Source organism: Rathayibacter sp. VKM Ac-2928 (assembly GCF_022815545.1).
GTDB classification, from domain to species: Bacteria; Actinomycetota; Actinomycetes; order Actinomycetales; family Microbacteriaceae; genus Rathayibacter; species Rathayibacter festucae.
This window is the reverse complement of the sequence record NZ_JALGRU010000006.1, coordinates 148,860-165,174: the sequence shown is the minus strand read 5'-3', so window position 1 is coordinate 165,174 and position 16,315 is coordinate 148,860. Positions and strand designations below refer to the sequence as shown.

The window sequence follows — 16,315 nt, the reverse complement described above, 5'->3', positions numbered from 1 at the left end:
CCTCAGGTGGCGCTGCGCTTCCCGGAGGAGGCCAGCTCACCCGGCCCGGCGGTGTTCTCGGGGGCGGTGCCGAGGGCGGCGGGTCGCTGGCCGTTCTCGGACGCGGTGCCGGTCAGGGCCGGGCCGCGCCGGAAGGACTCGCCGCGGCGCTGGTTGCCGCGGTTGGCGGTGACCCGCTCCCGCGAGATGCGGATGTTGTAGAGGATGAAGGCGAGCGCGATGAACGCGAGGAAGACGCCGAGACCGGTGATCGCGATCGGGATGATCGGGTTCGACCCCTCCTGCTCGACGGCCGCACCCTGGTCGGTGGTCTGCAGGGTGACGCGGAGCTCGGGGGCGACGCCCTGGGCGTCCTGCTGCGCGGTGATGTACCCCTGGAAGATCTGGGTCGCGGTCTGCGAGATCAGGACGGCGCGGGCCGGGTCGGTCGACTCGCCGACGATCGAGAGGATCGGGAGGCTGAAGCGGCCCGGGTTCTGCTCGGTGCCGGCCGGCTGGGTCGTGCGGCGCACGGCGCTGAGGGCCTCGGTCGGCGCGAAGCCGCCGATGGCCTGCTCGACCTGGGTGCGGATCTCGGAGCCGCTGACGATGTACGCGTAGATGACCGCGGTGTTCGTCAGGTCGTTCTGCTGGGCCTCGGACTGGCCCTCGGTGAGGGTCTGACCGGGCTCGACGGCCTGGAGCGGGTTCCGCGAGCCACCGCCGAGAAGGATCGTGGTGTCGGAGCGGTACGCCGACTCGGCGCGCGAGACGATCTCACCGTCCTTCACGGTGTAGCCGGCGACCATGGCGGCCAGGACGGCGACCACGAGGCCGACCGCGAGGAGCCATTTGTAGCTCCAGAGCACTCGAAGGTAAAGGGGGACGGACATCTCGGTCTCGACTTCCAGACGGCGAGGTGTGGGACCTCGGGGCGACGCGCCGCGTGCTCGGAGGTCGCATTGCTGCTGCAATCGTTGGAGCAACGCCTCCGTCCATCACGGCGGTGATGGCGGAACGGGTTTTGCGGCTGTCGAGGTGTCGACGGAGCCTGGTGCGAAGGGCGGTTTCGGAGCGGTGCGGTGCTGCTTTCGCACCGGCCTTCGGGCATGCCTCGATGGGGCCGGAACGAGCACAGAACCGGGACCCCGCGAGTGCGGTGCCCCGACACACTCATTGTGACCATAACCCACGGCATGCGGATGCCGGAAGTATTGCGGCTGTGTTAAGTCTGCGGGACCGACGACTCGCCGAGCCGGGAGTGGACTTGCGTTCCTCTCAGGTGGTCGAGGATGGTGGCTATCGTTCATTCCTGAGCGCGCCGCCCTCACGACAGGAGACGCATGGATGATGAGCACCAGTGCTCCACCACTGCCGCAGGCCCACCCGACCACCGAGACGACCCCGAGCACGACCGCACCGACCGCGACGCCCGTCCGCTGACGAGCGTCGCCTCCGGCGTGCCCGCCGGGGCTCCGCTGTCGATCCTGTACTCGTTCCCGCACGGCATCGGCTCGCCGGGCATCGGCTGGACCGCGCTGCAGCAGGTCCGCTCGCTCGTCGCCGCGGGGCACCGCGTCACCGTCGTCGCCGCCTCGATCACCGAGCCGCTCGGCCCGGTCGCCCGCGCCGTGACGACCCTCACTCTCGGCGGCGTCCGTCTCCCGCACCGCCTCTTCGGCCGCAGCCGCTCGATCGCGCACCACGACCGCGTCACCGCGCGGATCCTCGCCGAGGGCGACTACGACGTCGTGCACGGCTGGCCGTGGGGCTCGGCCCGCACCTTCGACGAGGCCGCCCGCCAGGGCGTGCCCGCGGTCCGCGAGGCCCCGAACACGCACACCGCGCACGCCTTCGAGGTCGTCGCCGAGGAGTACGAGCGCCTGGGCATCACGCCCCCGGTCGGCTCGCCGCACACCTACAACGCGGTGCGCCTGCGCCGCGAGGAGCGCGAGTGGGCGTCCGCGACCGCGATCCTCGTGCCGTCCGCCTCGGTGGAGCAGACCTTCCTCGAGAAGGGCTTCTCGCCGCGCAAGCTCCTCCGCCACCGCTACGGCGCCCTGGTCGACACGACCCGCAGCTTCGATCCCGACCCGCGCGACGAGCCGGACCACGTCTTCACCGCGGTCTTCGTCGGCCGGATCGAGCCGCGCAAGGGCCTGCTCTACGCGCTGCAGGCCTGGCAGCAGTCGAAGGCGAGCAGCACCGGGCGCTTCCTGGTCTACGGCGACTTCACCCCGGGCTACCAGGAGCGCCTCGCCGGACTGCTCGAGCAGCCGAGCGTCGAGCTGCGCGGCTTCACGGGCGACGTCGCCGGGGTCTTCGCGAGCGCCGACGTGCTGATCCTGCCGACCATCGAGGAGGGCAGCGCCCTGGTGACCTCGGAGGCGCAGGCCGCCGGCTGCGTGCCGCTGGTCTCCTCCGCCGCCGGCGCCAACCTCGAGGACGGCGTGCAGGGGCTCGTGCACGAGCCGCGCGACGTCGAGACGCTGACCGCGCAGATCGACCTGGTCTCCTCCGACCGCGCCCTGCTCGCTCGGATGCGCCGGGCCGCACTCGACAACCGGGCGAACCTGACCTGGGAGCGCGCGAGCATCGACCTCGTCGCCGCCTACCGCGCCGCGATGGTGCTCGTCCGCGAGGACCTGGCGGGCACGGGCTCAGCGGGCACGGGCTCAGCGGGCACGGGCTCAGCCGCCGACTCCGACGACCGCTCCGACCAGCCGAGGACAGACACGCCGTGAACCCCTCCGTCCTCACCCCGGGTGACGTCTCGATCATCCTGTGCACCCGCGAGCGGCCCGACATGCTCCGGGAGGCGCTCGCGGCCATCGCCGCCGGCACCGACCCCGAGGTCGAGGTGATCGTCGTCGACTCCGCGTCGACCGACTCCCGCACCCGCGAGGTCGCCCTCGCCGCGGGCGTGCGCTACGTCCGCACCGACACCAAGGGCCTCTCGATCGCGCGGAACCTCGGGCTCGACTCGAGCGACCGGCCGATCGTGGTCTACACGGACGACGACTGCTCGCCGACGCCCGGCTGGATCGAGGCGCTGCTGCGCGCCTTCGAGGAGGAGCGGGTCACCGTGGCGACCGGGCGGATGCTCGACCACACCCTGGTCGACACCGACGTGCCGCCGACCGACCGCATCGTCTACCGCTCCGCCGTCCGCGGCCTCGACGCGGGTCACGGCGCCGTGATGGCGTTCCGCCGCGACGTGCTGCAGACACTGGGCGGCTTCGACGACACCCTGGGGGCCGGCCGCTACCTCGCCGGCGCCGAGGACCTCGACATCTTCTGCCGCGCCCTCGCCGCGGGCGGCACCGCCGTCTTCGTGCCCGACAGCGTCGTGCTGCACGTCAACACCCGCAACCCCGTCGCCTACCGCCGCCTGATGCGCGGCTACGGACTCGGGCTCGGCGCGCTCGTCGGCAAGTGGTGGCGACTGTCGCCCAAGGTCGGCGCGCGGCTGACCGCGACCCTCGCCGTCCGCAGCGGCCGGCGCCTGGTGCGCTCGGCCAAGCGGCGCGGCCGCGGTGCGAAGGACGAGCTCGCGATGGTCGAGGGGATCCTGCGCGGCTACCTGCGCTCGCGCCACCTCCGCCTCTCCGGCTCGACCTTCGTCGACGAGTACCCGCCGACGCCGATCCGCCTGCCGGCCGCCGACCAGCGGCCCGCCGGCACCCCGAGCTGACCGCTCCCCTCCGCCGCCTCCGACCAGGGAGCACCGCCATGACCCGACCCCCTCGCCGCACCGGGCGACCGCACGCCGAGCCGCTGCGCACGCTCGACGAGAAGTTCGTCTCGAACGCCGTCGTCTACGAGGTCGCCCGGCCGACCGGCTCGATGATCGTCGACGGCGCCCCGTTCCGCCGCGCGGACGGCTCGCTCGACCGCGACCTCGTCTACTCCGCCTGGGAGGCGTTCATCCGCTCCTCCCCCTCGGTGCGGCAGCGGCTCGCCCGCGCCCCGCTCGGGCTGTTCACGCCGTCCTGGGTGTCGGTCGACGAGATCGACGTCCGCGACCACGTGCGCTTCCACCCGGGCGTCGTCGAGTGGGACCCGCGGCACGTCGAGCTGCTCACCGGCGCCTTCAACGGGCCGATGGACCCGAAGGGCCCGCTCTGGGACATCCTCGTCATCGAGCTCTCGACCGGGCAGCTGGGCTTCGCGGTGCGCATCCACCACGCGCTCGGCGACGGGATGTTCGGGCTGGTGCTGATCCAGGCGTTCACCTCCGGCGAGCCGATCGAGTTCGCGCCGTTCAGCCGCGCGCCGATGCGCTTCCCGGACGACCCGCGGCCGCCCCGCGGCCCGATCGCGCTCACGCTCGCCGCCCGCCGGCAGATCGCGTCGACCCACGCGTCGCTCGCGGACGAGTGGACCGAGTGGAAGCGCAAGCCGCTGAAGAAGCGGATCACCCGGGTCGGCGGCCGCAACATCCGCGCCGCCCGCGACTGGTGGATCCGCCGCTCGGGACTGCTCGAGCGCAGCATCAAGCCGCGCGACGCCGCGATCCTCACCGCGGACCTCAAGACCGCGAAGGCGGCGGCCCGCGCGGCCGGCGGCTCGGTCGCCGACCTGACCGTCGCGCTCGCGCTGCACGCCTTCGCCGCGCTGCACCCCGAGCGCGCGGAGATCGCGACGCTCGTGCCCGTGTCGCCGCGCCGCGACAGGAACGAGGTCAAGCGCAACCACGTGTCGATGGTGCGCGTCGCCGTGCCGGTGTCGCTCGGCCTCGCGGAGACGGTGGCGAGCGTGCGCGAGCAGGTGCAGCTCGCCGTCGAGACCGGCGAGAGCGGCATCACCCGCGGCCGGAAGGACTGGCAGGGCTACGCGTCCTACCTCCCCGTCTTCCTGCGCCCGCGCTGGTTCGGCGGCGCCGAGCTGGCCTCGATGACCCTCTGGCCGGTGACCGAGCCGGACGACGAGGCCGCGGTCTTCGCGAGCTCCTTCACCAAGCGGCTCGACATCGCGATCTCGGTGCGCTCGGACCTCGACGCGGACCTCTTCATCGGCTCCATCGCGGCCTCGCTGACCGAGATCGGCGCACCGGTCATCGACCCGCTCGCCGAGCAGACCCCCGCCGGATCGCCGGACGACCTCGAATCGAACGGAGCCGGCCGATGAGCCAGGGCGGCGGACCGCTGCGCACCCTCACGAAGGTGCGCACCTACCTGCAGGCCGTGCGCCTGCTGCACTTCCACGCGTACAGCCACGCCGACCAGGTGCCGCGGCTCACCCGCGGGGCCGACGTCTCGTTCGCGCCGAACGTGTCGTTCCGGAACGCCGAGCGGATCACCCTCGGCGCCGGCACCCACATCGGCGAGAACTCGCTGCTCTGGGCCGGCAACAGCACCGGCCGGATCACCCTCGGCGCGAAGTGCCTGCTGGCGCCGAACGTCACGATCACCGCCTCGAACTACGGCATCGTCCAGGGCACGCCCGTGATGGACCAGCCGAAGATCGAGAAGGACATCGTGATCGGCCGGGACGTCTGGCTCGGCGCGAACGTGGTCGTCGTCGCGGGCGTCACCATCGGCGACGGCGCGATCGTCGGCGCGGGGGCCGTGGTCACCAAGGACCTGCCCGCGAACTGCATCGCGGGCGGCGTGCCCGCCAAGGTGATCGGGCAGCGACCGGAGGCCGATCGTGCCTGAGTCGGTGGACACCAGCCTGGCGATCGTGGTCGTCAGCTACAACACCCGGGAGAAGACGCTGGCCTGCCTCGCGTCGATCCCGCTCGGCGACGCGCCGACCCCGCCGCACATCATCGTGGTCGACAACGGCTCCGAGGACGGCAGCGCGGAGGCGATCCGCGCCGCGCACCCCGAGGCGACCGTGATCGAGGCGGGCGACAACCTCGGCTTCGCCCGCGGCGTGAACCGCGGCGTCGCGGCGGCGACCGAGCGCTTCGTGCTGCTGCTGAACCCCGACACCCTGGTGCTCGAGGGCTCCTTCCGCGCGCTGCTGGAGTTCGCCGTCGCGAACCCGCGCTACGGCGTCTACGGCGGGCGCACCCTGCGCCCGGACGGCTCGGTCGACCCCTCGTCCTGCTGGGGCGCCCCGAGCCTGTGGTCGCTGCTGACCTACGCGACCATGCTCTCCACCGCCTTCCGCGGCAACCCGCTGCTCGACCCGGAGTCGCTCGGCGGCTGGCAGCGCGACAGCGTCCGCGAGGTGCCGATCATCACCGGCTGCCTGCTGCTGATGCCGCGCGAGGAGTACGAGCGGGTCGGCCGGCTCGACGAGCGCTTCTTCCTCTACGGCGAGGACGCCGAGTTCTCGATCCGCGCCCGCCGCGCGGGTCTGCGCCCGGTGATCGTGCCGACCGCCGTGATCGTGCACGACGTCGGGGCCTCCACCCGCGACGCGGCGACCGCCGGGAACTCCGGCCGCAAGATGTGCATGGTGATGGCCGGCAAGGCCACGATGATCCGTCTCTCGTGGAAGCCGCTGCCCGCGCGGATCGGCATCGCGCTGCTCCAGGCCGGCGCGCTCGTGCGCACCGTGCTCGAGACCGCGACCCGCCGCAAGCGCCGCGCCTGGACCGAGGTCTGGCAGCGCCGGGCCGACTGGCGCGTGGGCTACCCGGAGGCCGAGCGCACGCTGTTCGGCCGGGTGCCCGGCACCGGCGCGGCGGAGGTCGCCCGATGATCGCCGGCGGGACCCGCACCCTGCGCGGCCGCCTGCGCACGCGCCTGCGCGGACTGCTCTCCGGCGAGGACGCCCGGAGCCGCCGGCTGCGGGTCGAGGCCGAGCCGGCCTTCCGCACCCGCTATGCGAACCCCTACAACGCGCGGCTCTACACGGCGATGACCGCGGAGGGCGTGCTCGTGCGCGACCTCTCCTGGCTGCGCCTGCTCGTCGCGAAGGTCGACGTGGTGCACCTGCACTGGCCGGACCTGACCTTCCTCAGCGGCGTCCGCCGCTACCGGATCGTCGCGCGGCTGGTCTTCTTCTTCGCCTTCCTCCGCGTCGCGCGGCTGCGCGGCACCCGACTGATCTGGACCGCGCACAACGTCACCTCGCACGAGGAGCGCGGCACCCCGTTCCTGCGCAACTGGTACCGGCGGCTGCTGACCGAGAACCTCGACGCGATCGTCTGCCTCTCGGAGGAGGGCGTGACCGCGATGCGCCGCTCCTACCCCGAGCTGGCCGCGGTGCCCGCGTTCGTGACTCCGCACGGGCACTACCGCCAGGACTACGACTTCTCCGCGACCCGGGCCGAGGCGCGCGCCGAGCTCGGTCTGGACCCCGACGCACGGCTCGTCGTGTCGGTCGGCCAGATCCGGCCGTACAAGAACGTGCCGACGCTGATCGAGCGCTTCCGCGAGCGCGAGGACGACGGCACGCTGCTCGCGGTCGCCGGCAACCCGGCCCGCGGACCGCTGCGCGGCGTGATCGAGGAGGCGGCGGCGGGCGATGCGCGCATCCGGCTCGAGCTGTCCTTCCTCAGCGACGAGCGGATGGCGCTCTGGCTGCGCGCGAGCGACCTGGTCGTGCTGCCCTACTCGGCGATCCAGAACTCCGGCTCGGCGATCCTCGCGGTCTCGGCCGACCGGCCGGTGCTGGTGCCCGACCTCGGCGCGATGCACGAGCTGGCCGCCCTGGTCGGCCCCGACTGGGTGCGGCTCTACGACGGCGCCTTCGACTCCGCGGCCCTCGACGGCGCGCTGGCGTGGCTCGACGAGCGCACGGTGGCGGACGACGCCTCCGCCGACCTCTCCGCGCTGGAATGGGACGCGATCGCCCGCGCGACCATCGACGTCTACCGCCGCGTGCTGCGGGCCCCGCGCCCCCGCTGAGCTCCGTTCCTGCTGATCGAGCAGCCCGCGCAGCGGGCGTATGGAGATCCACCCTCCTCCACAGCCCCGTCCGCAGACCCAGCGCACTGAGAAATCACGAAGAGTAGTGCATCCCGAACCTGGGACCGCTAGCTTTGGCTCCTGATCCCCCTTGCACTCCTCCGTCGGCCGTTCCCAGCGTCCGACGGTCGTCGGTCACCGCTGCCCGGCGAGCCCTCCGGTTCCCCCGCCCCGCCCGCCGCACAGAAACACAGGACCTTCGTGATCCCTCGCTCCACCCCGTCGCGCCGCCCCGCCGGCCGCCTGCGCCGCTTCCTCGCGGCCACCGCCGCCGCTGCCGTCGTCACCGCCGGTCTCGTCGGCGCCTCCGCGCTCCCCGCGCAGGCCGCCGATGCCACGCAGACCGGCGCCGGCCGCTACGTCGTCACCGTCGACTCGAAGGCCGTCTCGACGACGCTCGCGAGCGCCCTCGGCCTCACGCTCGACGCGTCCTACGGCGGAGGCGTCTCCGGCTTCACCGCGACCCTGACCGCCCGTCAGCACGCGATCCTCGCCGCCGACAGCCGCGTCCTCGGCCTCTCGCCCGCCGACCAGGTGGTCGAGGGCCAGGCGCAGACCATGCCCTCGCACGTCCTGACCGCCGAGGCCGACAAGGCCCCGGTCAGCGCCGGCGACGGCGTCACCAACTGGACCGGGCCCGCCGTCGCGGTCATCGACTCCGGCGTGAGCGCGCACCCCGACTACAACCTGGCCAAGCAGGTCAACTGCTTCGGCTCCGGCACCGCCGAGGACGCCAACGGCCACGGCACCGGCGTCTCCGGCTACATGACCGCGCTCGACAACGGCTCCGGCACCGTCGGCATCGCCCCCGGCGCGCCGATCTACTCGGTCCGCGCGCTCGACGCGAACAACAAGGGCAACATCTCGACCCTGATGTGCGCGCTCGACTGGGTGTCGCAGAACGCCGCGACCTACAACATCAAGGTCGTCAACATGTCGCTCGCCACGAACGGCGCCGACGACGGCAACTGCGGCCGCACCGACGGCGACACCATCCACCAGGCGGTCTGCGACCTCGTCGCGAAGGGCGTGACCGTGGTCTCGGCCGCCGGCAACTCCGCCGCCGACCTGTCGAAGTACATCCCCGCCGCCTACGACGAGGTCCTCGCCGTCACCAACTTCGCGAACTACGACGGCAAGCCGGGCTCGCTCGCCGCCGTCCCGTGCACGAACGTGACCACCAAGGACGACAACTACACGCTGAACAGCAACTTCGCCTCGCCCGCGGACGCCGGTCACACCATCGCCGCGCCCGGCACCTGCCCCTACACGACGAAGAAGGGCAACACCTACGCGTACATCCAGACCGGCACCAGCATGTCGACGGCCGCCGCCTCCGGTGTCGTCCTCGACTGCCTCGCGGCCGGCGGATCCTGCGTGGGCAAGAGCCCCGCGCAGGTCATCGCCCAGGTGATCGCCCAGGCCAAGTCGGCCACCGTCGACCGCGGCCGCACCTTCGCCGGCGACCCGACGCGTCCCGTCTCCGGCCGCTACTACGGCTACGGCGTGAGCACGATCCCGGTGGGCACGGTCGTCACCCCGACGCCGACCGCGACGCCGACGGCCACCGCCACGCCGACCGCCACGCCGACTCCGACCGCGACGCCCACGGCGACCGCGACGCCGAAGCCGACGGCCACGCCGACCGCGACGCCGACCCCGACCGCGACGCCCACCGCGACCGCCACGCCGAAGCCGACCGCCACGCCCACCGCGACCGCCACGCCGACCCCGACGCCGACCTCCGGCGCCGACACGGTGAAGCCGCAGGCGAAGATCGTCTCGCCCGCCAGCCAGACGACCGTGACCGGCACCGTGACCCTCGTCGCCAACGCGAGCGACAACGTCGCGGTCACGAGCCTCGCCTTCTGGTCCGGCTCGACCAAGCTCGGCGACGGCGTCAAGCAGGCCGACGGCAGCTGGTCGCTCACCGCGAACAGCAAGAACTGGCCGAACGCGACCTACGCCGTGGTCGCCCGGGCCACCGACGCCGCGGGCAATGTGGGCTCCAGCGCCTCGATCACCCTGGTGATCAAGAACTGACCCGCTCCGCCTGACCGGCCCGGCTCCCTCCTCGGAGGGGCCGGGCCGTTCGCGTTTCCCACGGGGCGGTCGCGACGTCAAGGGCGGGCGCTCCGGTGGCGCGGTCCGTAGCGTCGGAGGCGCGCGGTCGACCTCCGTCCGCGCGGAGAGGCAGCCATGAGCGACACCCAGAACGGCCCCGTCATGGACGGCGCCGAGGACGCGAGCAACGACGACAAGCTGGGCGGCCTGATCGAGCAGGTCGACCACGACCACGGCGACGAGGGCGCGGGCGCCATGGCCGATGCGCTGCGCGACCGCGCCGACGAGACCGACACCGAGATCACCTCCTCCGACGAGACGGAGACCCGCACCGGGACGGAGTAGCGCCGCCGGTCGAGCAGCCCGCGCATGCCGGTCGAGCAGCCCCGCAGGCGGCGTATCGAGACCCGCCGTCACCAGCTCGGCGGGTCTGCAGACTCCTGTTCTGACGCTGGTGGATCTCGATACGCCCGCTCCGCGGGCTACTCGATCAGCATGATGCCGCCCGCCCCTCGAGCAGCCGCCGCAGGCGGCCCTTACACGCTGGTCGAGCAGCAGCGTCCGGCGGCCCTTGCACGCTGGTCGAGCAGCCCGAAGGGCGCATCGAGACCCACCACCGCCGAGACATCCGGGAGCGAGCCTCCTCCCCAACCCCGATCTGACAGCACTGTCCCCGATCGGCCCGCCACCCCACTCCGGTGTCGGTGGTGCCTGATTCAATACCCGTATGTCAGAAGACGAGGATGCGGCAGCACTCGCGGAGGTGCGCGACTGCTTCGACGACTCCGCCGCCGCCGAGCGCGCTGCGTCCCCGACGCGCCTCAGAGCGGCGGAGCGGATGCACCGCGGCTACCGGATCGCGCTCACCGTCCCGGAGGCCTTCGCCCGCGGCGCGACTCGCAGCGTGACACGCGACCTCGTCGAGCGCTCCGTCCGTGCCGAACTGGCGGTGGCGTTCGGGGTGTCCGAGCGGGAGGTCTCCCGCCGCCTCGAGACCGCGCAGCTTCTGATGGAGCACCTGCCGCTCACCCGCGCGCTGCTGCGCGACGGCCTGATCCTCTGGGAGCTGGGCGAGGCGATCTGCAGGACCGCGAGCAGCCTTCCCGAGACCTCCCGCTCCGCACTCGACGAGCGCGCCGCCGACGCCGCCGTCAGGATGACCACCACGCAGCTGCGCCGAGCACTCGGTCGCTGGCGGGAGGAGCTGCACGAGCAGCCGCTCGCCGAGCGCCACGCGCGCGCGAAGGAGGACCGCGCGGTCTGGGTCACGCCGGACGTCGACGGGATGGCGACGCTCTGCGTCTACGCTCCCGCGCCCGCCGTCTCCGGCGCCTACGACCGACTCCGCCGCATCTCCCGCACCCTCCGCGACGAGGGCGACCCGCGCACCCTGCAGCAGCTCAGCGCCGATGCGGCGGTCGATCTGCTTTGCGACGGCGACATCATCGGAACCACGCCGAACGACGAGCATCGGCCCGACCCGACCTTCGTCCCCGGCGTGCGCGCCGAAGTGCGGCTCACGCTCGCGGCGTCCACCGCCGTGGGTCTCGACGATGCGCCCGCGGAGCTCGACGGCTACGGCCCCGTCCCCGCCCCGATCGCCCGTGAGCTCATTCGCACCGCTGCGTCCTTCACCCGCGTCCTCACCGATCCGGACACCGGAGCCGTCGTCTCCGCCGGCCGGACCTGGCGCACTCCACCGCCCCAGATGCGCCTGCACCTGCAGCTGCGGGACCAGACCTGCCGCTTCCCCGGCTGCACCCGGACCGCCGCCACCAGCGAGGCCGACCACACGATCGAGTGGCGCAACGGCGGCGAGACCTCGCTCGAGAACCTCGTCATGCTCTGCACGTCCCACCACCACGTGCGGCACGGAGAGCAGTGGAGCTACGACCGGGTCGACGACCACGGGACGATCGAGTGGACGAGCCCGACCGGCCGACGGATCAGCAACCGCCCGCCACCCCTGCCCGGGCGGCCACCCGACCCGCCCCCGGGGCCCCGCTTCGACGATGCTCCCGCACCGTTCTGACGGTGGGGGATCTACTTGGAAGAGATGCCCGCACACATGCTGGTCGAGTAGCCCTGCAGGGGCGCATCCAGACCCGCCCACCCCAAGGACGTCGGTCTCCTCCCCGCCCTGCGCTGGCGCCGGAGGCGCCCCCTCCGCTCGATACGCCCGCTCCGCGGGCTACTCGATCAGCATTGATTCCCCGCTGCGGGCTGCTCGGCGAGCATGGACGCAGTGCGCGCCGACCGGGCAGCGGATGCCCGCGGTGTCTCCCTCTCGTGAGCATGCGCTCGCATGGACCGATGTCCCGTCCGCCGCACACCGTCCGCCTGAGCCACCCTTCGGAAAGGCAGCCGTGCCCGACGCTCTCCTCGTGCCGCTCCTGCTCGCCGCGCTCGTCACCAGCGGCCTGGCGGCGGGCTTCTTCTACGCCTTCGCCTGCGCGGTGATGCCGGGCCTGGGCCGGACCGACGACCGCGCCTTCGTCAGCGCGATGACCGCGATCAACGCCGCGGTGCAGAACCCGCTGTTCGCCCAGTACGTCGTCACCTTCGGGCGCAGCGTGCCGCTCAACCTGCGACTGGACCGCGCCGCCGGCGGTCCGCTCTCCGACGCCCGGCGCGGCTTCGAGCGCGCCTGGATCCGCGCCAACACCGCGCGCGTGCTCGCCTCGGGTGGTTCGCTCCTCCTGCTCGGGATCGCCCTCGCGACGACCTGACGTCCGCGCCGTCGATCCGCGAGTCCCTCGACTCCCGGAAGACGGGCAGTCTGGTGAGCACCACCCCGATCCAGGAGAGATACCATGACCGCACCCCGCCGCGCCCTGATCCTCGTCGACGTCCAGCAGGAGTACTTCGCCGGGCCGCTCGAGATCCGCTACCCGCCGCACGCGACCTCGCTGCCCGCCATCACCGCCGCGCTCGACGCCGCCACGGCCGCCGGTCTGCCGATCGCCGCCGTCCAGCACAGCAGCGGCGAGGGAGCACCCGTCTTCGCACCGGGCACCCCCGGCTTCGAGCTGCACCCCGAGATCGAAGGCCGCCGCAGTGATGAGTGGACGTCGATCACCAAGCAGTTCGGCACCGTCTTCGCCGGCACCGACCTGCTCGCCTGGCTGCGCGAGCGCGACGTCGACACGATCACCCTCGTCGGCTACATGACCAACAACTGCATCCTCGCCTCGGCGGCCGAGGCCGAGACGCACGGGCTGACGGCGGAGGTGCTCTCGGACGCGACCGGTGCCATTGCGATCTCGAACGCGGCGGGCTCCGTCGACGCCGAGACGGTGCACACCACCCTGCTCGCCCTGCTGAACTCGAACTTCGCGGCCGTCGCCGACACCGCCGCCTGGACCGACGCCCTCGCCTCCGGCGAGCCCCTCCCCCAGAGCGACCTCGGCAGCTCTGCCGTCGCGGGCGCCGCGCTGCCGCCGCGCTGAGACCTCGCCTACTGGTCGGGACGCCCCGTAAACGGGCCGCATGGTCGGGAACGACGAGTCGAGCGCGGCGTCGGGGCACACGTTACGTGATTGCCGCGCTCCACGAAGAGGTGACCACCGAAGGTAGAACGATGGCGCGCGACGTTCGGCTGAAACGCGCAACGTCCGTTCACCAAAGGACAGCCCACGAGTTCGGCACCCCTCCACTCCGCAGATCTACAGCAATGGGAGCGCTCTCCCGATTCACAGTAAACAGTGATCCACATATTGATTGCCGTCAGCATTGCGCCAGCATGTACGTGGCTGTGGTTCTACAGCGCAAGGAAAATGGCTGCGATCGTCGCATTGTCGAGCGCCATGATCGGCATACCGAACACGACGTCGGCAGCACCCAGCCTCGATCCCGTGCCCACGCTGGAGCTGGACATGCGAAACGCTTCGCCGGATGAAAGCACGTCCTCATCCATCACCATCCCGCGGGCACTTACGCGCAACCCGACGGACAGAAGCTTCAGTTCGCCGATGAAGCGAAATACAGCTGCGTCGGGAAGACGAACAATCCACACTGATCTCGCGGCACGGGCGGTGTTATCGCTAAAACTGTTGTCACCTGCTCCGGACCCAACGGCAACATCCCTGTCAGGGTCCTCTCGCTTCTCGGCAAGACCAGCCAGAACAGCGTGGCAAGCCTGCAGATCGTCGCCGAGTCGAACTACGTCCAGAACATCCCGGTGGGTGCACTCGGCCAGCCACGGACATGGTATGTCCCCGCCGAAGGAGCACCAAGGATAAGCGCAGACGCCTACTTTCGTGCCAGCCATTCGTTCGCAGGAGCGCCACCATTGAGTACAGAGATCTCAGGATCGGGCCAGTCGACTTTTCTCTACGTCAGAAGTAAGTAGAAGCGACCCTTACCGCGAGAAGAGAAGCTCGAGTGTTGCTTTTCCGGAATTGAAGGCGCTCGGGTGCTCGAGGTACAGTCGGAACGGAAGACCACGAGCATCTCGCTCCGCCCATTCAATCACCTCCAGGACATCTCGCGCTTCGATGAAACGGATCTCCTCCTCGATCGTCTCGGCCTCTGTGGAGTAGACGCGATAGACCGGGTTATCCACTTCGCCGTCGACGTTGCGAGGATCTACTAGGTGAGTCTTCATTGTCTCTTTTTCCTTTCTCCGCTGCGGTCATTATTCCCCACCGTCGGCCTCGCACTCGTTCGCACATCGAGATGTTCCCACGGAGTCCGCGGTTCTCGATACTCCGATGCGGCGGTCTACTCGATCACCAGATCCTGCGACTTTGGGGCTCTGCGAGCGGCTCGACCGGGCGCTTCGTCAGCGGTCCGAGGGCGGCGGGAACGGGCGGGTCGAGCGCGGGGCGGCCGGGGGCAGGGCCGCGCGGGCGCGGTGCAGGGAGACGGCGGTGAGCAGGACGCGGGTGCGGGCCGAGGAGGCGTCGAGCGGGCCGATCAGGGACTCGATGCGGGCGAGGCGGTCGTAGAGGGTCTGCCGGCCGATGCAGAGGGCGGCCGCGGTGGCGGTCTTGCTCCCCCAGTGCGACGCGAACGTCTCAAGGGTCGCGAGCAGCTCCGGCCGGCCGCGGCGCAGCGGGCCGAGCACCTCCTCCACCAGAGCATCCGCCTCGGGGTCGTCTCGCAGCGTGCTGGCGAAGCGCTCGAGCCGGTGCAGCCGCGCATCGACGACGCCGCTCTCGGCGCGGGTCCACTCCCGCACACCGCGCACCTCCGCGAGCTCGCGCGGCACCCGCGCCACCGCGTCGGCGCCGCTGCCGACGCAGACCAGCGCGGACGCCCCGGCAGCGGGCGGCCACTCGCCGAGCAGCAGCGCCCTCGCCCGCTCCCGCGCGGCGGCGTCCGGGAAGGCCAGCAGCGCGAGCAGCTCGCCGCCCGCGACGCAGATCACGCTCGCGGAGTCCGCTGACCCCCGCACCGAGCGGTCGAGCGCGGCGCGGACCGCACGGAGGGTGCGCTCGTCGTCGCCGACGTCGGCCCAGACTCCGAGGAAGCACTCCCGCCCGCCGACGCCGAGCCGGCCGAGGAGCGCGTCGATCTGCAGCTCCGCGCTCGGGTCGGGGCGCGCGGACGGCGCCGTCGCGACCGCGAAGAGCTGGGCGGTGAGCCGCTCGCGCGCGGTCGGCGGCCGCCGCCGGAGCAGGGCGATCGCCAGCACGTCCGGCGCGCGGTCGAGCGCGACGGCCACGCCGTGCAGGTCGGCCTCGTCGTGGGCGCGGAGGTAGAGCGTGCCCAGGAGGGAGTCGCCGGCCCGCAGCACCCCGGACGAGGCGCCCGCGGTGCGCGCGGTGTCGACGCCGCGGCCGGGATGGGCGCGCACGATCTCCTCGCCCGCCGGCGAGACGAGCGCGGCACTGGCGCCCGTGGCGCTCGCGACGACCTTCAGCAGCTCGTCGATCCCGGCATCCGCGGCCGCCGCCTCGCCGAGAAGTCCGGACACTCTGTCCGCCACCCGCAGGCTCCGGAACTTCTGCTCGGTGAGCCGGGTGTTGATGCTCTCGCAGACCTGCACGAACGGCACCCGCCGGGGCAGCGCGAGCACGGCGAGCCCGAGATCGTCGGCAGCGGCGACGAGCGGGGCCGGGACGCTCGGCAGCCGCTCGGACAGCTCGACGGCCAGGGCGCCGATCCCCGCCGTGACCAGGGACTCCACATAGCGACGGCACTCCTGGGGATCCTGGTCCGAGGAGAGGTTCACGCCCTCCATCAGCAGCAGCTCGCCGCCCAGGAGCAGCGGCGCGACGTCGAGCTGCTCGCTGGCGTGCGCCCAGCGGATCGGCACCCGCGCGGCGGCCTCCCCGCCGGCGACCACGACCGGTCCGGCGGCCGCGAGCAGCGGGTCGAGAAGCGCCTCGGACAGCGGGATCACCATGCAGAACGTCCTCTCGCGTCACGGCGAATTTACACGGCGAGGCGGCCGCCGA

15 protein-coding genes are annotated in these 16,315 nt (G+C 72.2%); 11 read left to right on the top strand and 4 right to left on the bottom strand.

Translation table 11 applies throughout. The features are described from left to right. Positions 1-2: 2 nt before the first annotated feature. On the bottom strand, positions 3-872 hold the full coding sequence (locus MT350_RS19200; protein WP_133671811.1) for a hypothetical protein: 870 nt from the start codon (positions 870-872) through the stop codon (positions 3-5). Between the two features lie 450 nt (positions 873-1,322). On the opposite strand from MT350_RS19200, the gene MT350_RS19195 reads away from it, so the two are divergent. The 11 genes from MT350_RS19195 to MT350_RS19145 all read left to right on the top strand — a co-directional run bounded on the left by MT350_RS19195 (position 1,323) and on the right by MT350_RS19145 (position 13,360). Beyond that, positions 1,323-2,723, top strand: coding sequence for a glycosyltransferase family 4 protein (locus MT350_RS19195; RefSeq protein ID WP_243600317.1), 1,401 nt, complete (start codon positions 1,323-1,325; stop codon positions 2,721-2,723). Continuing rightward, entirely contained in the window at positions 2,720-3,673 is a 954-nt protein-coding gene (locus tag MT350_RS19190; RefSeq protein WP_132435098.1) for a glycosyltransferase family 2 protein, read from the top strand. The genes MT350_RS19195 and MT350_RS19190 overlap by 4 nt, the downstream gene beginning before the upstream one ends. 38 nt (positions 3,674-3,711) lie before the next feature. Continuing rightward, positions 3,712-5,109: a wax ester/triacylglycerol synthase family O-acyltransferase gene (locus MT350_RS19185; RefSeq protein ID WP_243600316.1), complete on the top strand. Its 1,398-nt coding sequence runs from the start codon at positions 3,712-3,714 to the stop codon at positions 5,107-5,109. Further along, positions 5,106-5,639, top strand: a complete 534-nt coding sequence (locus MT350_RS19180; protein WP_123705671.1) for a DapH/DapD/GlmU-related protein — start codon at positions 5,106-5,108, stop codon at positions 5,637-5,639. The genes MT350_RS19185 and MT350_RS19180 overlap by 4 nt, the downstream gene beginning before the upstream one ends. 4 nt (positions 5,640-5,643) lie before the next feature. After that, on the top strand, positions 5,644-6,636 hold the full coding sequence (locus tag MT350_RS19175) for a glycosyltransferase family 2 protein (RefSeq protein ID WP_243616455.1): 993 nt from the start codon (positions 5,644-5,646) through the stop codon (positions 6,634-6,636). Further along, a complete protein-coding gene (locus MT350_RS19170) occupies positions 6,633-7,787 on the top strand; it encodes a glycosyltransferase family 4 protein (protein WP_243600314.1) in 1,155 nt (384 codons plus the stop codon). Before MT350_RS19175 ends, MT350_RS19170 begins: the two co-directional genes overlap by 4 nt. Before the next feature lie 261 nt (positions 7,788-8,048). After that, complete coding sequence (locus tag MT350_RS20550; protein WP_243600313.1) at positions 8,049-9,890, top strand: Ig-like domain-containing protein; 1,842 nt, start codon at positions 8,049-8,051, stop codon at positions 9,888-9,890. Positions 9,891-10,046: 156 nt separating this feature from the next. Beyond that, on the top strand, positions 10,047-10,256 hold the full coding sequence (locus MT350_RS19160; RefSeq protein WP_243600312.1) for a hypothetical protein: 210 nt from the start codon (positions 10,047-10,049) through the stop codon (positions 10,254-10,256). Between the two features lie 382 nt (positions 10,257-10,638). Next, on the top strand, positions 10,639-11,943 hold the full coding sequence (locus MT350_RS19155) for an HNH endonuclease signature motif containing protein (RefSeq protein WP_243600311.1): 1,305 nt from the start codon (positions 10,639-10,641) through the stop codon (positions 11,941-11,943). A 334-nt stretch (positions 11,944-12,277) separates the two neighbouring features. Further along, positions 12,278-12,640 carry a hypothetical protein gene (locus MT350_RS19150; RefSeq protein WP_243600310.1) on the top strand — a complete coding sequence of 121 codons (363 nt, stop codon included), beginning with the start codon at positions 12,278-12,280 and terminating at the stop codon, positions 12,638-12,640. 84 nt (positions 12,641-12,724) lie between these two features. Next, a complete protein-coding gene (locus tag MT350_RS19145; RefSeq protein WP_243600309.1) occupies positions 12,725-13,360 on the top strand; it encodes an isochorismatase family protein in 636 nt (211 codons plus the stop codon). 311 nt (positions 13,361-13,671) lie between these two features. Here the strand turns inward: MT350_RS19145 and MT350_RS19140 are convergent, their stop codons facing one another. The 3 genes from MT350_RS19140 to MT350_RS19130 form a co-directional block, all read right to left on the bottom strand. Continuing rightward, a complete protein-coding gene (locus MT350_RS19140; protein WP_243616454.1) occupies positions 13,672-13,833 on the bottom strand; it encodes a hypothetical protein in 162 nt (53 codons plus the stop codon). 438 nt (positions 13,834-14,271) lie between these two features. Next, positions 14,272-14,517 carry a hypothetical protein gene (locus tag MT350_RS19135; protein ID WP_243600307.1) on the bottom strand — a complete coding sequence of 82 codons (246 nt, stop codon included), beginning with the start codon at positions 14,515-14,517 and terminating at the stop codon, positions 14,272-14,274. Between the two features lie 177 nt (positions 14,518-14,694). Beyond that, positions 14,695-16,263, bottom strand: coding sequence for a PucR family transcriptional regulator (locus tag MT350_RS19130; protein ID WP_243600306.1), 1,569 nt, complete (start codon positions 16,261-16,263; stop codon positions 14,695-14,697). Between the last annotated feature and the right edge of the window lie 52 nt (positions 16,264-16,315).